This window comes from Stenotrophomonas sp. STM01, assembly GCF_014852135.1.
Lineage (GTDB): Bacteria > Pseudomonadota > Gammaproteobacteria > Xanthomonadales > Xanthomonadaceae > Stenotrophomonas > Stenotrophomonas capsici.
In genome coordinates, this window is record NZ_JACVBA010000001.1 from 2,074,731 (window position 1) to 2,093,521 (window position 18,791).

The window sequence follows — 18,791 nt, forward strand, 5'->3', positions numbered from 1 at the left end:
GACGGATACTTTCACTTCCTCACGTCACACAAATAATGTGATCTGGCTCACATCGCCATCATCTTGTTTTCACAGGGAAATCACGATGCATCCGCGGAATTCGGCTGAATGCGCGAAATTTCAAATCCGTGAATTTATTCTGAACGAAATTTATACATTCAGACCGTCAAGCGGTAGCCACTTCCCCGTACTGCGCGGATCGGCAGGGTATGGCCGGTGGCCATCCGCACGCGGTTGCGCAGCCGGTGGACGAGCACTTCGATGCGGTGCGGGTCGAAGCTCCAGGGCTGGTCGGTCAGGGCTTCGATCAGGCGCTCACGCGCCACCGTCTCAGAGGGGGACGAGAACAACAGGGACAGAAACGCCCGTTCTGCTTCGGTCAGGGCCAGCAGGCTGCCCCCCGGCGCGCGCAGGTCCCAGGCATCGGATTCCAGCATCCAGCCCTGTTCCGGCAGGCGGGCGGCACTGGCCTCCACCACCTGCGCCGGCTCGCCGGGCAAGCGACGACGCAGGCTATACAGCTTGGCCGCCAGCACGTTGGACGATGGCCGCTGCGGCAGGCAGGCGTCGGCGCCGGCCCACAGGCCTTCGGCCACCGCCTCGGGGGTGGCCGGGTCGACCAGCAGGACCACGCCGAGGTCATCGCGACGGCGCAGGTGGGCCACGGTGCGGGCCACGTCCTCGCGGATCTGCGAGGTGTCGATCAGCACGATGTCGCACGGCACGATGGCCAGCTCGCGGTACAGCGCGTCGATGCTGTCCAGCGCATGCACCTGCGCGCCATGCCAGACCAGCGGCTGCACCACATCCAGGCTGCCGACGATCCATATCCGCAGTGGCGCCAGGGCCAGCTCCCGCTCGACGCCCACCATGATGTTGTCCTGTTGCTGCACCGATCACTCCTGTTCGAAGGCATACCATTGCCTACGTATGTCGGATTCTAGCCCAGCGTAATACCAGTTACGGGAGGGTACATGTGTCAGAAGATTAAACAGTAACGGGGCCCGTAGGCCCCGTTACTGTTCTGCCGGTGCGGCCGGGCTTACTGCGCCGGCACGCCCATCTCCTGCAGCAGCGCCGGTGCCGGGTAGACCTTGGCCAGCAGCCAGCGCAGGTAGCGCATGTCCACGTGCACGGCACGCTTGTAGCGCGGGTCGAACCACCAGCTGGCGCTGACCGACTCCCAGTTGGAATCGAAGTTCAGGCCGATCAGCTCGCCCTTGGCATTGAGCACCGGCGAACCGGAGTTGCCGCCGGTGGTGTCCAGGTTGGTCAGGAAGTTGACCGTCTGCGTCTTCAGCGCCGGATCGGCGGTACTGCCGAAGTCACCCTTGGCGATGGCCGCCAGCAGCGGCTTGGGCGCATCGAACGGCACCGTGTTGGTGTTCTTCTCGACGATGCCGGCCACCGTGGTCACCGGCGAATAGCTGACCGCGTCGCGCGGGTGCAGCGCCTCGACCTTGCCGTAGCTGATGCGCAGCGTGCTGTTGGCGTCCGGGTATACCGCCCGGCCCTGCTTTGCACGCCAATCGAACAGGGCCTGCATGTAGGACGGCCGCAGGCGCAGCTGCTCGCCCTCGCGCTCCTTGCTTTCACGCTCGGCGTTGAGCTGCGCCATCACCAGCGCCGACGCCACCGACACCAGCGCGTCGCCCTCGATGAATCCCCCCTTGCGCGCGGATTCAAAGCGCGACAGGCGCTGCGCCTCGTCGCCCAGGCGGGTCTGCGCGTACATCTCGTCCAGGTGCCGGGCCAGCTCAGCCGGGGTACGGCCGAACAGGTTGTCGTAGTGCGCGTCGCGCTGTGCATCGGGCAGCTGCTGGTAGCGGGTCAGCAGCGCGGTGAGGATGGCCTTCTCCACCGTCGGGTCGTAGCGACGCTGCACCTGTTTGAGCACGCCTTCGATCAGCGCCTGGTCGCGCTGCTGGTAACCGCTCTCGCGCTCGGCGTCGGGCTTGGCCGATTCGATGCGCAGGCGTTCGAGCAGCATGGCCGAGCGCAGCAGCTGGGTCTGGCTGGACATCAGCGTCACCAGGAACTCGCTGGCACCGGCCTGCTCACCGGCCGCCAGCGAGGCGAACAGCGCGTCGATGTCGGCGTTGTACTTGCGATCGGTGGCGGCCAGCATCGCCTGCTCGTCCTGCGCACGCTGGGTCTTGGCATCGCTGCGCAGCAGCCCTTCCAGCTCGCCGGCGGCGCGCTTGCGGTTGTTCTTCAGCGACTGCAGCTGCGAGGCGTAGCGCGTGCGTGCATCGGCATTGTCCTTGCCGATCGCCTCGATGGTGTCGATCAGCTGCTGGAACACCGCCACGCGGCGCGGCAGCACCGTATCGATCTGGTTGGCGAACTCGGCGGCGGTGCGCAGCCGGTAGGTGGTGCCCGGGTAACCGGCCAGCATCGCGTAGTCGCCTTCCTTCGGCCCGTCCAGCGACATCGTCAGGTGTGCCGGCGGGTGGTACGGCACGTTGTCCTTGCTGTACGGCGCCGGCTTGCCGTCCTTGCCCACGTAGGCACGCAGCAGGGTGAAGTCACCGGTGTGGCGCGGCCACATGAAGTTGTCGATCTCGTCGCCGTAGTTGCCGATCGCGCGCGGCGGCGCATAGACCAGGCGGATGTCGGTCAGCTCCAGCTGGCGGATGCGGTAGAAGTCGCTGCCGTAGTACATGTTGGCCACCGAGCAGCGCACGCCGCCTTCGGCCTCGCAGTCGGCGACGATGCGCTTGCGCGCATTCTCCACCGCATCGTAGTAGGCGCGACCGGTCTTGCCGCGCGCGTCCTTGAGCACGTCATCGGTGACCTTGTCGAAGCCCACCGTCACCAGCACGCGGTAATCCGGGTTGGCCGCGCGTTCGTCGGCGCGCCCCTGGGCGATGAAGCCCTCGTCGATGATGTTGTGTTCCTTGCTGGCGTTGTACTGGATCACGCCATAAGCCACGTGGTGGTTGGTCAGCAGCAGGCCGTCGTCGGAGACGAACGAGCCGGTGCCGCCACCGACCCGCACCACCGCGCTCAGCGGCGGCGCGGTGACGTCGGCCAGTTCGGCCGGATTGCCCTTGAAACCCGCGTCCTTCAGCGTGCCGGCCAGGTCAGGCAGCTGCGTCGGCATCCACATGCCTTCATTGGCATGGGCAGCGGTGGCCAGGGACATGCCCAGCGCCAGGGCGGCGGCAAGCGGTTTGCGGGTCATGGGTACTCCAGCGGAATGCAGAACAGGGCCAGACAGTAGCCGTGCCAGCCAACAGCGGCAACCGCCAGCGGTCATGGTCGGCGCCCCGATGCCAGCGCCGGCATGCAGGCCCGTGCCGCATGCCGATCCATCACCCGGTTGCGCGGCGTGTTTCCGCATGGCGGTGGCTTGCCTACAATCGCAACGACAACTTGAACAGGGGCATCAGGGATGATCGTCGGCATTGATCTGGGCACAACGCACTCGTTGATCGGCATGCACGGTGCCGACGGCCCGGTCCTTTTTCCAAACCCGCACGGCCAGGTGTTGACGCCTTCGGCGGTCAGCGTCGCCGATGGCGCGGTGCTGGTCGGCCAGGCCGCACGCGACCGGCTGGTCAGCCATCCCGGCGACAGCGTGGCGCACTTCAAGCGCTGGATGGGCACCGACCGCGAGACCCGGCTGGGCAGCCACCGCTTCCGCCCGGAGGAGCTGTCCGCGCTGGTGCTGCGCGCACTGCTGGCCGACGCCGAGGCCGCGCTCGGCCACAAGGTCGAGGAGGCCGTCATCAGCGTGCCGGCCTATTTCTCCGACGCACAGCGCAAGGCAACCCGCACCGCCGGCGAACTGGCCGGCATCCGCGTCGAGCGCCTGATCAACGAGCCGACCGCCGCGGCCCTGGCCTATGGGCTGCAGGAACGCGAGCGCGAGGGCCGCATCCTGGTGCTGGACCTGGGCGGTGGCACCTTCGACGTATCGATCCTCGAGCTGTTCGACGGCATCGTCGAGGTCCATGCCAGCGCCGGCGACAACTTCCTCGGCGGCGAGGACTTCCTGCAGGTACTGGCGCATGCCTTCCGGCAGGACATGAAACTCGACCCGGCGATGCTCGACGGCAGCGAGCAGGCGCAACTGCTGCACCGCCTGGAGCAGCTCAAGCGCGAACTCAGCGCGCGCAGCGCGGTTGACCTGCAACTCACGCTGGGCGGCCGCGAGCTGCACTGGCACCTGGATGAAGCCCGCTATGCGCAGCTGTGCGAACCGCTGCTGCAACGGATGCGCACGCCCATCGAACGCGCCATCCGCGACGCGCGGCTCAAGCCCGAGGCACTGGACGACATCATCCTGGTCGGCGGCGCGGCGCGCATGCCGATGGTCGTGCGCCTTGCCACGCGCATGTTCGGGCGCCTGCCACTGCGCCATATCCACCCGGACCAGGCCATCGCCCTCGGCGCGGCCGTCGCCGCCGGCATGAAGGCGCGCGACAGCGCGCTGCGGGAAGTGGTGTTGACCGACGTCTGTCCGTACACGCTGGGCACGCAGGTGTCGCGGATGGGCCCGGACGGCAAGGAGCGCACCGGCTACTTCCATCCCATCATCCAGCGCAACAGCGTGGTGCCGGTCAGCCGCGAGGACGTGTTCCATCCGGTGCATGCCGAGCAGAAGGTCCTGCGCTTCGATGTCTACCAGGGCGAAAGCCCCACGGTGGACAGGAACATCAAGCTCGGCGAACTGCAGATTCCGCTGACCAACCACGGCAATGAGGACCGCTCGGTCACCACCCGCTTCACCTACGACGTGGACGGCATCCTGCAGGTCGAGGTCACCGAGAACGCCACCGGCAAGCGCCACGAGCTGGTGCTGGAGCAGAACCCCGGCGTGCTGGCCCCGGACCAGATCCAGCAACGCCTGCAGGCACTGCAGGCGTTGAAGGTGCACCCGCGTGACCATCAACCCAACATTGCGCTGATCGCGCGCACCGAGCGCCTGTACTCCGAACACGTGGACCAGCGCGAGCAGTTGCAGGGCTGGCTGCTGCAGTTCCGCGAGGCGCTGGAAAGCCAGGACACGCAGCGTGTGGAGCGCCACCGGCGCGAACTCGGCCGGGCGCTGGACGAACTGGAGGGGCTGCAGTGAACTGGGCGCTGGAAGTACTCGAGCTCGACGCCAGCGCCGACGAGCGCGCAATCAAGCGTGCCTATGCCCGGTTGTTGCGCAGCAACCGCCCGGACGATGACGCCGCGGCCTTCCAGCGCCTGCACGAGGCCTACCAGACCGCCCTGCACTGGCAGCGCCATCAACAGGCGTTGGCGACCACCGACGCCGAAGCACCGGACGATGACCAGGACCCATGGCCGACGGCGCAGCCGGATGCACGGGAGATCATCATCGAGCCGCAGTCGTTGGCCGACGTGCTGGCCGGTGCCGCACCCGCGGCCGTCGCGCCCACCCACCCGTACGCCGAACCGGCCTGGTTGGCACAGGACAATCTGGTCCTGCCGCCGGCCATCGACCTCGACGCGCTGGTCGCGCGCATCATCGACGCCGCCGGCACGCAGCCACCGGACCGCTTCCAGGTTTGGCTGGACACGTGCCCGGAGCTCTGGTCGTTGAGCGGCAAGGCCGATGCCGGTGGCGAGCTCCTCGGCCGCCTGTACCACGGTGGCGACGCCATCGGCGGCGCCAATTTCGATCTGCTTGCCACGGCGTTCGGTTGGGACCAGGTGGGCACGCATGTCGACCCGGACACGCTGGCCGGCATGCGCGAGACGCTGCGCCAGCGTTGGATCTGGCAGGCGGGCAACGAAGCGGCGTTGGCACTGGAACTGCAGACCGACCAGGACGCACCGGCGACACTGCCCGACACACGGCGATGCCGCACGCTGCTGACCCGTCCGTGGCGCCACCTGCAGGCGCTGCTGAGCGCGGCAAACCCGGCCCGCCTGCACATGATGCGCAATGCGCTGCGGCACCTCGGCGACGCGGCCGCTTTCCTGCCCTGCCCGCCGTTGCACGAGATGCAGGTCAGTTTCTGGCGCGCGGTCACCGACGACGGGCGGCTCAGCCAGGATCGTGTGCTGCTGGGGCTGATCCGCGGCATCGGCCTGTCCGCACTGTGGTTGCTGCTGCCCGTCGCGGTGTACGTGATGAAAGCCAGTGTCGACCTGGATGCAGGCCTGGGCTGGCCATCGCCAGGTGAGCTGATGCCCTTGGCCCTGACCGGTACGGCGGTCACGCTGCTGCTGGGCATGGGCGTGCTGCCGTGGAAGTTGCTGATGCATTGGCTGCCCACGCCTGCAGCGATGCGGCTGTGGCTTCCGCTGCTTGCCGTGGCCGCCATCGCGCTCAGCTCCACGCCACTGGGATTCCTGGGCATGCTGTTGGGCGGTGCCGCGCTGTGGCTCGCCGTGCGGCGTGCGCTGCGCGCCTCGGCGCGGCTCAACCAGATGCTGCCCCTGCTGGCGATCGGCCTGTTCTTCGCCGCGCCGTTCATCATGCGCGGCTTGAACCTGTCCTACGGCGCGCTGAGCGGCGGCCTGACGCTGGGCCTGTGCCTGTTCGACCTGGGCCGCCTGCATCGCACGCGCGGCGAGCGGATACCAACGGAAGACGCCCCGTAGTGCCGAGCCACGCCCGGCACGCATTTCCCCCGCAACGCCCCCGCGCGGCATGGCTGCGCGCCCGGCCCATCCCCGGCGATGCACGGCCGGGGGCTTACTTCTCCGTACGCCAGTTCACCGAACCACGGTTTTCCACCGTGGACGATTCCACTTCGATGTCGAAGCCGCGGCGCAGCAGGTACTTGAGCGTGATCACCGAGCCGCTGCCGACCAGCGAGACGCCGTAGCCGACGTAGAGCTTGGGCGTGATGTACTTGCCCACGCCGATCACCGAACCGCCCAGCGCACGCGACTGGCTCACGCCGGCGTCGTCCAGGCCCAGCTTGGCACCGACCTGCGCGGCCAGCAGGCCGCTGCCGGCCGACAGCGCCGCCGAGGCCGCGTTGACCTGCTGTGCCTGGTCACTGCTGGCCATGCTCAGGCTGCGGCCCAGCACCAGGTAGGCCAGTGCTTCGGACTGGGACATGGCCGGCTCCGACCACACGTCCACCTTCGGCGCCTGCGCGCGGCCGGTGACGTGGATGCCGGCGGTGACGTCGCCGATCTCGCGCTGCGCCTTGATGTTGATGCGCGGGTCCGAAACGATGCCGTAGTTCCACAACAGCGTGCCGTCGGTGATGGTCAGGTCCTGGCCGTAGGCCTTGTAGCGACCGCTCACTTCCAGCCCGCCGTTGGCGGTCATCTCGCGGCCCGGGCGCGCGCGCACCTGCATGCGTCCGGTCAGCGCGCCCTTGAGGCCGAAGCCGTTCATCCGGACCTTGTCGCCAAGGCTCACGGTCAGGTCCATGTCCAGCGGCGAGGACGGCGCTTCCTCCGGGTCCACCGGGTCCAGCACCACGATGTCCTCCGACACCGAGGTGCCGCGGTCCAGGCGCTCCAGGTCCAGGTCGGCCTCCGGCACGTGCACGCTGCCCCGCAGTTCCATCGCGGTGCCGGCCAGGGTGAAGTTCAGGTCCGGGTTGGCCACCACGCGCATCTCGCTGGTGTTGGCGAGCAGCACGTTGTCACCGTGGATATGCAGCTGCAACGGCTGGGCATCGCCGAACCACGACAGCCCGCCGTCGATCTTCAGCGCGCCTTCGCCGCCGGTCTTGGCCGAGGCGCTGATGCGCGCCGAGCCATCGGGCTGCGCGGTGAAGTTGCCCACGCCTTCGCTCAGGGTCAGGCCAAGCGCGGGGAACTCGCCGGTGAAATCGCTCAGCTTGGCCTCACCGCCCAGCGTGGGCTGCGAGCGCGTGCCGCGCAGGCTCACGTGGCCTTCGACCAGGCCCTTGGGCCGCACCAGGTCCGGCGAGAACAGCTCCATCCAGTACAGCCGCGACATGTTCAGGTACAGCTCGCCGTTGAGCGCGGCGTTGGGCTCCCAGCCGGTCTGCACCTTGGCGTCGATGAAGCCATCGCCCTGGAAGCCGACACCGAGGTAGCCCTTGATGCTGTTGGGCTGCATGTCCACGTTGATCGAGAAGTGGTCGTAGCGCACCAGTTCACCGCGGGCGTTGTCGCCCAGGCGGATGCCACCCTCGGCCGAGGCCACCTTGAAGCTGCCTTCCCAGGCATTGCCACGCGGGCGGATGTTGCCGTCCAGGGTGATGTCGCCACGCAGATGGATGCGGCGGCCCGAGTTCGGCGGCAGCCACGGCTGCACCAACGCCAGCGGCAGTGCATCACCGCGCAGCAGCAGGCCCTCGCGCGGCCAGTTGGCGGCCACGCACAACGCGCCACCGGTGTCCGAGCCCAGGCAGGCATCACCCAGGGTGAAGGCGCTGCCCTGCACGCTGAACGCCGCGGGCTGGCGCAGCTGCCACGGTGCGCCCTTGATCGGCGCGATCCGCAATGCCCCCAGTTCGCCACGCCACGCCTGCCCGGCCTGGCGCACGCTGCCACTGAGCGCGAGCGCGCCCAGGTCGTTGCGCGTCTCCGCGTCCAGCTGCAGGTTCTGCACGCTGCCGCGTGCGTCCACGCGCACGTGGTCGAGCAGCATGCCCACCTCCAACGCGCTGCCCTGCACCTGCAGGTTGCCGTTGTCGCCGGCCCACGGCAGGCGGCCGTTGATGCTGACCTGGCCGGCCTTCCAGTCGTCCCATTGCAGGCTGCTGCCCTGCAGGTTGGCGGTGATGTCCGGCTGGCTGGGCGTGCCGCGCAGCTGCACGGTGCCGGCCAGGCTGCCGCTGCCGCCGGGCAGCAGGTCGGACAGGTGCAGCGGCTCCAGCCGTGCATCCACGTCGATGCGGTCGCCGACCTTGCCCTTGGCCTCGATGCGGCTCTCGCCCAGCACCAGCCGCACGTCGCCCTCGCCCTGCGTCCCCTGCACGGCCAGCTTGGCGCGTGCGTCGACGCTGCGGCCACGCAGCCGGCCGCTGATCTTCGGCGCATCCAGCGTGGCCTCGAAACGCAGGTCCTCGGTGCCGGCCGGCGGCGGCAACTGCTTGCCGCGGGACGCCAGCGTGCCGGACAGGTCGCCGTCCCAGCCCGGTGCGAAATAACCCGGGTCGAAGTTGGCCAGCCGCGCATCCACGTCCCACGCCAATGCGGGGGCCCAGGCGGCCGAGCCGGCCAGCTCCAGTGCACCGCCCGGCGTGGTCGCCTTCAGGTGTTCGATCTGCGCCTGCTGGTCATTGCCGCGCACGTCGAAATCCAGGCTGGCGTCCTGCTGGTCGCGGGCCACGTCGGCCTTGCCGATCGCCGCCCATTGCTTGAGGTTGCCGGCCACGCCCAGCCGCGCTTCCTTCAGGTGCATCGGCACCGGCGTGCTGTCCGGTGCGGTCGGGTCCGGCGCGGGCGTCCAGGTCAACTGGTTGGCCACCACCGAGAAGCGGAAGCCGGGGTTCTGCGCATCGGTGAAATCGGCCTTGCCCTGCAGGCGCACGGTGCCGCCGAAGGCCTCGGCCACCAGCGGCGCGACGGTCAGCACCTGGTTGTCGATGCTGACATTGGACGGCGCCAGCACCAGTTCCTGTTCGCCCTGGCGCACGCGCCCCTGCAGCTGCGCGTTGCCGCCACGGCCCCGCGCGGTGAAGTCCAGCGCCAGCGGTGCGGGCGCTTCGGCCATGAACTGCGCGGGCACCAGTTGGCCCAGGTCCAGCTCCTCGCTGCGCGCGGCCAGCTTCCAGACCGGGTCGTTGCGACCGTCCAGCACCAGGCTGGCGTGCAACGGCTTGGGCGCGTAACCGGCCAGGGCCACTTCCATGTGCGCCAGGTCGCCGCGTGCCACCAGCCCCAGCCGCGCCGCGGCCTGGCCCGGTCGCGGCGGCATCAATGCACGCACGGTCAGGTCGGTCCGGTAGTCCTTGCGCGGCAGGTAATGGCCGTCGATGCGGAAGTCACCCAGGTTGCTGTTGACCTTGAGCTGGGTGGCGGTGAATTCGCCATCGGCCGCCTCGATGCCACCACGGACGCGGGTGATGTCGATGATCGGTTCCTGCAGCTGGGTGATGCGCAGGCCATCGACCACGATGGTGTCCGCCTGCAGCGCGAGCGGCAGCTCGATGGCCGGCAGCACGTCCGGCCAGCGCGGCAGTTCGAATGGCTTGTCCTCCGACGGGCCCAGCTCCAGGTGCGCGTCGCGGATGCGCAGTGCGTCCAGGCGCAGCTTGCGGCCCAGCAGCGGACGGATGTCCGGGTCCAGGTAGGCTTCGGCGGCGCTGAAATGCAGGTCGTCGTAGCGGAAATCCAGGTCGTGCAGGATCAGCGGGCCGGCCAGCGGACCCTCGGCCTTGCTCCAGGTCAGCGACGAGCCGGCCGGCAGGCGTGCCACCACCTGCGCCAGCAGCACTTCGCGGCCGGCCACGGTCTGCAGCAGCCAGTACAGGCCGAACAACCCCAGCAGCACCAGCACGGTGAGGGTGATGCCGCTGCGCACGGCCAGCGTGCGCATGCGCGCCCTGCGCCGCGCCCGCAGCTCGGCGATGCGCGCCTCGCGCTCTTCCGGGCTCACCTCTTCCGGACGCCGGCTCACAGGTCCGCTCCGATGTTGAGGTACAGCTGGAACTGCGAGTCAGGGCTGTTCAGGCCGTGCGCGATGTCGATGCGCACCGGGCCCACCGGTGATTTCCAGCGCACGCCCAGGCCCACGCCGGTATGCAGGTCGATGGTGTTGTCGAAGGCGCTGCCGGTATCGACGAACACCGCCGCGCCCCACGGGCCGCCGCCGAAGTAATGCTCGTACTCGGCCGAACCGACCACCAGGTTCTTGGCACCCAGGGCGAACTTGTCCGGGGCCGGCGTGCGCGGGCCCACTTCACGGTAGGCGTAACCGCGGATGGAGCGGTCACCACCGGCGAAGTAGCGCAGGCTGGGCGGCATCGCCACCAGGTCGCTGGTCCAGGTGGTGCCGGCCTGGCCGCGCAGGATCAGGCGGTCACTCTCCCCCACCGGCACGTACCAGCGCACGGTCGCATCGGCCTGGACGAAGCTGGTGTCCGAGCCGACGCCCTCGATGCCGGCGCGCATGGTCGCGTTGCCGCTCAGGCCGCGGCGCGGGAAGCTCTTGTCGTCCACGTCCACGTAATCGGCGGTCAACTGCGGGTAGACCAGCGTGGAGTACTGGTACACGGCGCTGTTGAACTGGTTGCCGGAGCTGTAGCGCCAGCGCTCGCGCAGGGCGTTCATCGAGACGATGGCATTCCAGTGCTCGTTGATCTCGCCGCTGCGGCTGGCGATCAGCTTGAAGTTGCGCAGGTCGATGTAGTCGGTCTGCTCGTCATAGACGCTCACCGCGTAGGTGTACCAGCCATCGAGCCAGCGGAAGCCCGGCACGCGGTAGCTGGTGATCAGGCTCTTGCGCTTCTGCGCGTAGTCGACCTGGGTGTTGAGCTTGTGGCCGCGGCGGTTGACGTAGCGACGCTCCACGCCACCGCGCACACCGGCTCCGCTCTCGCTGCCGTAGCTCAGGCCCGCGGTGTAGATGGTGCGCTTGGCACGGGTCAGCTTCACGTCCACCGGCACCTCGCCGCTCTCGTCGGCCTGCTCCGGGTGCGGCTGGATGTCGATGACGCTGAAGTAATCCAGCTTGGTCAGCGACTCGCGCAGGCGGTCCAGCTTGCCTTCGTGCCAGTAGCTGCCCTGCTCCCAGTACACCAGCGGCTCGAACAGGTCCTGGCGGAAGTAGTCCTGCTGGAAGTTGATCGGCCCCATGTTGTAGCGGCGGCCGCTGTCCCAGGTGAGGAAGATGTCGGCGGCGTTCTCGGCGCGGGTGACTTCCACCTTGCGCTGGGTGAAGTCGGCGTCGAAGTAGCCACGTTCGGCCAGGCGGCGGGTGATGGTGATCTTGCTGGCTTCGTAGTTGACCGAGTCGAAGGGCTGGCCGCGCTTGGGCTGGAACGCCTCCAGGTCCTCCATCAGGTAGCGGTCGCGGCCGGCCGGGCCGGTGATGGCCAGTTCTTCCTGGCGGACCCGGATCTGCTCGCCCTTCTCCACGCGCACGACCACGCGCACGTTGTCGCCCTCGCGCGGGCTTTCGATGGTGATGTCGGGGTTGTAGAAACCGAACGGCTCCAGCGCCTTGCGGGTCTGGCTCTCGGCCTGGGAGAGCAGGTATTCCAGCCGGGACTCGCCCTGCTGCTTGCCGATGACGTCATAGAGCGAGAGCGAGGCCTCGATGTTCTCGATCATCTCGGCGTCGTCGCCCTTGTCCAGGCCCTTGATTTCGACTTTCTGGATGGTGCCGCGGGCATGGGCAAGGGACGCCGCCAGAAACAACGCGGCAGACAGGAGAAAAAGGGTGATTCGGGAAGGCTGCATGCACGCCAGCATACCGGGCTGGAGATGACTGGCAAAATCACAATGTGGCGGTTTTGCCACATGTGAAAGCGATGTAAATCCCCGACGCGCTTGTGCCGGACGTCGCCCGTGGGCCTGCACTGCCGATCAGGCAGGAGCGGCCCCGGCCGCGAAGTCAGCAGCCCCTGCAACACCGACAACGGCCGCAACTTCATCGGCACACCGGCCCTTGCATGGACCGCATTCGTGCGTGCTTCGCGGCCGAGGCCGCTCCTGCCGGGGGAAGAACGACGAAGGCCCGCTTGCGCGGGCCTTCGTCTGCGGCATGTCGCCCGCGATCAGCTGGACAGGTGCTCGATCGCCGCGACGCTGCCCAGGCGGTCACCCAGCGTGCGCAGCAACGCCAGGCGGTTGCCACGCAGCACCGGGTCCTCGGCGTTGACCATCACCGCATCGAAGAACGCATCCACCTGCGGACGCAGGCGGGCCAGGCGGCCGAGCACAGCCACGTAGTCCTTGTGGTGCAGGCTGGCGCCGGTGTCGTCGATGGCCGCGGTCACCGCCTCGGCCAGCTCGCTCTCGGCCGGCTCGCGCAGCAACGCCGGGTCGATCATGCCCGGGATGTCGCCCTCGGCCTTGCGCAGGATGTTGCGGATGCGCTTGTTGGCTGCGGCCAGCGCCTCAGCTTCGGGCAGCTGGGCGAAGGTGCCGATGGCATCGATGCGGCGGTCGAAGTCGTACAGCGAGGCAGGCTTCAGCTCGGCCACCGCGTTGAAATGCGTGGCCGGCACGCCCTTGTCGGCGTAGTAGCCCTTCAAGCGGTCGATGATGAAGTCGTACAGTTCGCCCGCATCGGCCTGCACCTTGCGGTCGACCAACCCAGCATTCGCGGTGGCCAGCAGTGCGCGCAGGTCAAGGTCGAAGCCGCTCTCGATGATGGTGCGCGCCAACCCCAGCGCATTGCGGCGCAGTGCGAACGGGTCCTTGTTGCCGGTCGGCTTCAGGCCCGCGGCAAAGCCGCCGGCCAGCGTGTCCAGGCGCTCGGCGATGGCCAGCACCTTGCCCAGCGGGCTCAGCGCGATGTCGTCACCGCCGAAGCGCGGCTGGTAGGCCTCGTCGATGGCCAGCGCCACGGCGGGCGATTCGCCACCGGCCACGGCGTAATGGCGGCCGGCGATGCCCTGCAGCTCCGGGAACTCGTTGACCATGCGCGACTGCAGGTCGTTCTTGGCCAGCTCGGCGGCACGCCGTGCCTGCGCCAGGTCCACCTCGACCTGGGCGGCGATGTGCTGGGCCAGCGTCGACACGCGCTGCACCTTGTCGGCCACCGTGCCCAGCTTGGCCTGGTAGGTCACGCTCTTCAGGCCCTCGCCCATCGCGGCCAGGCCCTGCTTGAGGTCCTCGTCGAAGAAGAACTTGGCATCGGAGAAACGCGGACGGATCACGCGCTCGTAGCCCTTGGCCACCTCGGCCACGTCCCTGGACTCGATGTTGGCGATGCCGATGAACTTCTCGGTCAGCTTGCCGCCGTCATCCAGCACCGGGAAGAACTTCTGGTTGATCTCCATCGTCTCGATCAGTGCTTCCTGCGGCACCGCCAGGAACTCGCGCTCGAAGCTGCACAGCACCGCCGACGGCCACTCGACCAGGTTCACGACCTGCTCCAGGTTGTCCTCGGTGATGCGCGCCACGCCGCCGGCCTGCGCGGCCGCGGCATTGACCTCGGCGACGATGCGCTCGCGGCGCGCGTCGGCATCGACCAGCACGTTGGCGGCCTTCAGCGACTCGACGTAGTCGTTCGGGTGGCTCAGCCACACCTGCTTGTCGGCCATGAAGCGGTGGCCACGGCTGAAACGGTCCGATTTCAGGCCCAGCAGTTCGGCCGGCACCACGTCATTGCCATGCAGCACCACCAGCCAGTGCACCGGGCGGGCGAAGGCGTACTCGTGGTTGCCCCAGCGCATCGGCTTGGGGATCGGCATCGCGGCGATGGCCTCGCGCACGATCTCCGGCAGCAGCGCGGCGGTCCGTGCGCCCGGGCTGACCGAGCGCAGCACGAAGCGCTCGCCCTTGGCGTCGGTGGTGCGCTCCAGCGCGGTCCAGTCGATGCCGGCCTTGGCGGCGAAGCCCTGCAGCGCCTTGGTCGGCGCGCCGTTGGCATCCAGCGCGATGTTCAGGTACGGGCCGAACACCTCCGAATGCTGCTCGGGTTGTTCGGTTTCCACGCCTGGCAGCAGCACCGCCAGGCGACGCGGGGTGGACAGCGGCTTGGCGCCCTCACGGTCAAAGGCGATACCGCGCCTGGCCAGCCCATCGATCACGCCATCGAAGAATGCCTGCGCCAGGCCCGGCAGCGCCTTGACCGGCAGCTCTTCCACGCCCAGTTCGATCAGCAACGGCTGCATGCTCATGCCTGCACCTCCTTGGCGGCCACTGCTTCGATGCGCTTGGCCTCGTACAGCTTGGCCACGGCCTGGGCCAGCGCGCGTACGCGCAGGATGTAACGCTGGCGCTCGGTCACCGAGATGGCGCGGCGCGCGTCCAGCAGGTTGAACGAATGCGAGGCCTTGCAGACCTGTTCATAGGCCGGCAGCGGCAGGCCGGCCTCGACCAGCTTCTGCGCTTCCTTCTCGCAGGCGTCGAAGCGATGGAACATCTCCTCCACGTCGGCGTACTCGAAGTTGTAGGTGCTCTGCTCCACCTCGTTCTGGTGGTAGACGTCGCCGTAGCTGACCGGCGTGCCGTCCGGGCCGTAGGTCCAGACCAGATCGTAGACGTTGTCGCAGTTCTGCAGGTACATGCACAGCCGCTCCAGGCCGTAGGTGATCTCGCCCAGCACCGGCTTGCACTCCAGGCCACCGGCCTGCTGGAAGTAGGTGAACTGGGTGACCTCCATGCCGTTGAGCCAGACTTCCCAGCCCAGGCCCCAGGCGCCGAGGGTCGGCGACTCCCAGTTGTCCTCGACGAAGCGCAGGTCGTGCACCAGCGGGTCGATGCCCAGCGCCTTGAGCGAATCCAGGTACAGCTGCTGGATGTTGTCCGGGCTCGGCTTCATCGCCACCTGGTACTGGTAGTAGCGCTGCAGGCGGTTGGGGTTCTCGCCGTAGCGGCCGTCGGTGGGACGGCGGCTGGGCTGCACGTAGGCCGCGTTCCAGCTTTCCGGGCCGATCGAGCGCAGGAAGGTGGCCGGGTGGAAGGTGCCGGCGCCCACTTCCAGGTCCAGCGGCTGGATCAGCACGCAGCCCTGTTTTGCCCAGAAATCGTTGAGGGTCTGGATCAGGCCCTGGAAGGTGATTGGAACGGTGGGGGTCGCGGACATGCTGCCTGAGCCATGCGAAAGGGGTGCGCTAGTATAGCGAGCGGCCGCTCTTTGGCCGCGCCAGCAAGGGGTTCGGGGTGGAGCAACAGGCTGCAGGCAGCGCGCAGATACCACCGGTTCCGGTGCCGATCACGCCCGGTAAGCTGCAATTCTCCAACGTCGCCGCCGCCCTGCTGGGCGATGGCCTGGTGGCCGCGCACGACCAGGAGCGGATCCGCTTCTCGGCCCAGGGCGCGCGCAATCCCAGCGAGATCCATCCGCTGGTGCTGCTGGCCAACCTGAAGCTGGCCGCCGCGCCACCGGCCCGGGGCGAGCTGGCGCTGGAGCGGCTGACCGAATGGCTGGCCGGCCGCACCCACACCCGCTACCTGCGCATCGACCCGACCCGGGTGGACGTGGCCGCCGCCACCGCCGTGGTCTCCCACGCCTATGCCCGCCGCCACCGCATCCTGCCGCTGGGCGTGGACAGCGAGCGCGTGCTGGTGGCCACCAGCGAGCCGCTGGCACGCGACTGGGTGCCGGACCTGCAGCACCTGAGCCGGCGCCGCATCGAGGTGGTGCTGGTCAACCCGCTGGACCTGCATCGCTACACGATGGAGTTCTTCGGCGTCACCCGCTCGATCCGCAATGCCCGCAACGACTCACGGGACGGTGGCAACGCCACCACCCTGCCCAGCTTCGAGCAGCTGGTCGAGCTGGGCAGCTCCGGCGACGTCAACGCCGACGACCACCACGTGGTCAGCATCGTCGACTGGCTGCTGCAGTACGCCTACGAGCAGCGCGCCAGCGACATCCACATGGAACCACGGCGCGACATGGGCCGGGTGCGGTTCCGCATCGACGGCGTGCTGCACAAAGTGTTCGAGATGCCACCCTCGGTGATGACCGCGGTGGTCAGCCGGGTCAAGGTGCTCGGCCGCATGGACCTGGCCGAGCGCCGGCGCCCGCAGGATGGCCGCATCAAGACCCGCTCGCCGGGCGGGCGCGAGGTGGAGATGCGCCTGTCCACCATGCCCACCGCGTTCGGCGAGAAGTGCGTGATGCGCATCTTCGACCCGGACTCGGCCTTCAAGAGCATCGAGCAGCTGGGCTTCAGCCCGGAGGAAGCGGCCGGCTGGAATGAACTGGTCGCCCGCCCGCACGGCATCGTGCTGGTCACCGGCCCGACCGGCTCGGGCAAGACCACCACGCTGTATTCCACGCTCAAGCGGCTGGCCACCCCGGACGTGAACGTGTGCACGGTGGAAGACCCGATCGAGATGATCGCGCCGGAATTCAACCAGATGCAGATGCAGGCCAACATCGACCTGGACTTCGCCGCCGGCGTGCGCACCCTGCTGCGCCAGGACCCGGACATCATCATGATCGGCGAGATCCGCGACCTGGAGACCGCGCAGATGGCGGTGCAGGCCTCGCTGACCGGCCACCTGGTGCTGTCCACCCTGCACACCAACGACGCGCCCTCGGCGATCACCCGCCTGCTCGACCTGGGCGTGCCGCATTACCTGATCGGCTCCACCGTCAACGGCGTGCTCGCCCAGCGCCTGGTGCGCACCCTGTGCCCGCACTGCAAGGTGCCCGACACGCTGGAAGCGGCCGATTGGGCCCCGCTGCGTGATGCCCATGACGCATTACCTGATGTCATCACCGCATATGCGCCGGTCGGCTGCCTGGAGTGCCGGCGCACCGGCTACATGGGCCGGATCGGCCTGTATGAGCTGCTGCCACTGGGTTCGCGGCTGCGCGCCCTGATCACCCGCGACATGGACCTGGCCGGATTCAGCCGCGCCGCACGCGCCGAAGGGCTGCGTACCCTGCGCCGCACCGGGCTTGAAAAGGTGGCGCAGGGGCTGACTACAATCGAGGAAGTCCTGTCAGTACTGCCTCCCGCGGAATGAAGTCCCAGCCGTTCCTGATCGTTGAAACCGGGCAACCGTTCCCGACCCTGCGCCGTTACGGGCGCTTTCCGCACTGGATCCGCGTCGCCGCCGGGCTGGAGGAAGCCGAGACCGTGGTGGTCAACGTCGAGCACGGCGAGGCACTGCCGGACCGCGGCGGGTTCGCCGCCACCATCGTCACCGGTTCGGCCGCCTTCGTCACCGACCGCGCCGACTGGAGCGAGCGCAGCGCCGACTGGCTGCGCGATGCCGCCCATGCCGGCATGCCGCTGCTGGGCATCTGCTATGGCCACCAGCTGCTGGCCCACGCACTGGGCGGCGAGGTGGCCTACAACCCGGCCGGGCGCGAGTCCGGCACGATCCGCCTGGAGCTGGAAGCACCGGCCGCGGCCGATCCGCTGTTCGCCGGCCTGCCGGCCACCTTCCCGGCCCACGCCACCCACCTGCAGACGGTGCTGCGCGCCCCCGAAGGCGCCACCGTGCTGGCGCGCTCGGTGCAGGACAACTGCCACGCCTTCCGCTGGGGCGAGCAGGCCTGGGGCCTGCAGTTCCACCCCGAATTCGCCACCCACCACATGCGCGGCTACGTGCGCGCACGCGCCGACTGCATCGCCCGCCATGGCGGCTGCGCACGCAGCGTTGCCCGCGAGGTCAGCGCCGCGCCGCTGGCCCGCCAGCTGCTGCGCCGTTTCGTGCGCCACGTGCGGCGCAGCGAGCACCATTGAAGCCCATGTTCGAGCGCCCCTGCTACGTGGTGCTCGAACTGCCCGACCCGGTCGCCGCGCAGGTGCTGGCGCTGCGTCATCGCTACGACACCCGCCTGGCCGGCTACCCGGCCGAGATCACCCTGGCCGGCTCCTCCGGGCTGGGGACACTGGCGACGGGGCAATCGGAACTCGGAGTGTTCGACCGGCTGCAGGCGCTTGCCCATGCGCACCTGCCACTGCCGGCGCGGTTCGTGGCCATCCGTCGTTTCGCCACCGGCCCGGTGATCTGGCTGCAGCCGGAAGATCCCGCCCCGCTGGAAGCCTTCCACCGCGCCTTGGCCGGCAGCGGGCTGGCCTTCCAGCCGCACCGTTTCGCCTACACGCCGCATTGCAGCCTGAGTACCACCACGCTTGCGGCGGAACAGCAGGAACACCTGCTGGCCGAAGCGGTCCCCGCCGAACGCTTCATCCTCCGCCGCCTGGCGCTGTACGAAGTGGTCGAAGGGCGCCCGGCACTGCTACGCCGCTTCGAGGCCGCCCCTTCCCGGGCCGGATGAATTCCGGCGTTCCGCGCCGGTCCTT

General features: G+C 68.7%; 11 protein-coding genes. 5 read left to right on the top strand and 6 right to left on the bottom strand.

All coding sequences use genetic code 11. From position 1 onward, the window contains the following. Positions 1–158: 158 nt before the first annotated feature. Complete coding sequence (locus tag IB227_RS18610; RefSeq protein WP_192287140.1) at positions 159–893, bottom strand: winged helix-turn-helix domain-containing protein; 735 nt, start codon at positions 891–893, stop codon at positions 159–161. Between the two features lie 149 nt (positions 894–1,042). Further along, entirely contained in the window at positions 1,043–3,187 is a 2,145-nt protein-coding gene (locus tag IB227_RS09505; RefSeq protein ID WP_192287141.1) for a S46 family peptidase, read from the bottom strand. Between the two features lie 210 nt (positions 3,188–3,397). On the opposite strand from IB227_RS09505, the gene IB227_RS09510 reads away from it, so the two are divergent. Together IB227_RS09510 and IB227_RS09515 are read left to right on the top strand one after the other, a co-directional pair. Then, complete coding sequence (locus IB227_RS09510; RefSeq protein WP_192287142.1) at positions 3,398–5,083, top strand: Hsp70 family protein; 1,686 nt, start codon at positions 3,398–3,400, stop codon at positions 5,081–5,083. Then, positions 5,080–6,567: a hypothetical protein gene (locus IB227_RS09515; protein WP_192287143.1), complete on the top strand. Its 1,488-nt coding sequence runs from the start codon at positions 5,080–5,082 to the stop codon at positions 6,565–6,567. The genes IB227_RS09510 and IB227_RS09515 overlap by 4 nt, the downstream gene beginning before the upstream one ends. A gap of 94 nt (positions 6,568–6,661) precedes the next feature. On the opposite strand, the gene IB227_RS09520 is transcribed toward IB227_RS09515, so the two are convergent. The 4 genes from IB227_RS09520 to glyQ all read right to left on the bottom strand — a co-directional run bounded on the left by IB227_RS09520 (position 6,662) and on the right by glyQ (position 15,604). After that, positions 6,662–10,441, bottom strand: a complete 3,780-nt coding sequence (locus IB227_RS09520; protein WP_192287330.1) for a translocation/assembly module TamB domain-containing protein — start codon at positions 10,439–10,441, stop codon at positions 6,662–6,664. A gap of 77 nt (positions 10,442–10,518) precedes the next feature. After that, a complete protein-coding gene (locus IB227_RS09525) occupies positions 10,519–12,318 on the bottom strand; it encodes an autotransporter assembly complex family protein (protein ID WP_192287144.1) in 1,800 nt (599 codons plus the stop codon). Between the two features lie 305 nt (positions 12,319–12,623). Continuing rightward, positions 12,624–14,696 (bottom strand): glycine--tRNA ligase subunit beta, encoded by a 2,073-nt coding sequence (gene glyS / locus IB227_RS09530; protein ID WP_192287145.1) that lies wholly within the window; start codon positions 14,694–14,696, stop codon positions 12,624–12,626. Further along, positions 14,693–15,604 (bottom strand): glycine--tRNA ligase subunit alpha, encoded by a 912-nt coding sequence (gene glyQ / locus IB227_RS09535; protein ID WP_132863979.1) that lies wholly within the window; start codon positions 15,602–15,604, stop codon positions 14,693–14,695. The genes glyS and glyQ overlap by 4 nt, the downstream gene beginning before the upstream one ends. Positions 15,605–15,711: 107 nt before the next feature. On the opposite strand from glyQ, the gene IB227_RS09540 reads away from it, so the two are divergent. The 3 genes from IB227_RS09540 to IB227_RS09550 are packed head-to-tail and all read left to right on the top strand — an operon-like array spanning position 15,712 to position 18,766. Further along, positions 15,712–17,502 (top strand): GspE/PulE family protein, encoded by a 1,791-nt coding sequence (locus IB227_RS09540; RefSeq protein ID WP_318639538.1) that lies wholly within the window; start codon positions 15,712–15,714, stop codon positions 17,500–17,502. Further along, entirely contained in the window at positions 17,499–18,227 is a 729-nt protein-coding gene (locus IB227_RS09545; protein ID WP_132863981.1) for a glutamine amidotransferase, read from the top strand. Before IB227_RS09540 ends, IB227_RS09545 begins: the two co-directional genes overlap by 4 nt. A gap of 5 nt (positions 18,228–18,232) precedes the next feature. After that, complete coding sequence (locus IB227_RS09550) at positions 18,233–18,766, top strand: 2'-5' RNA ligase family protein (RefSeq protein ID WP_192287147.1); 534 nt, start codon at positions 18,233–18,235, stop codon at positions 18,764–18,766. Positions 18,767–18,791 lie beyond the last annotated feature (25 nt).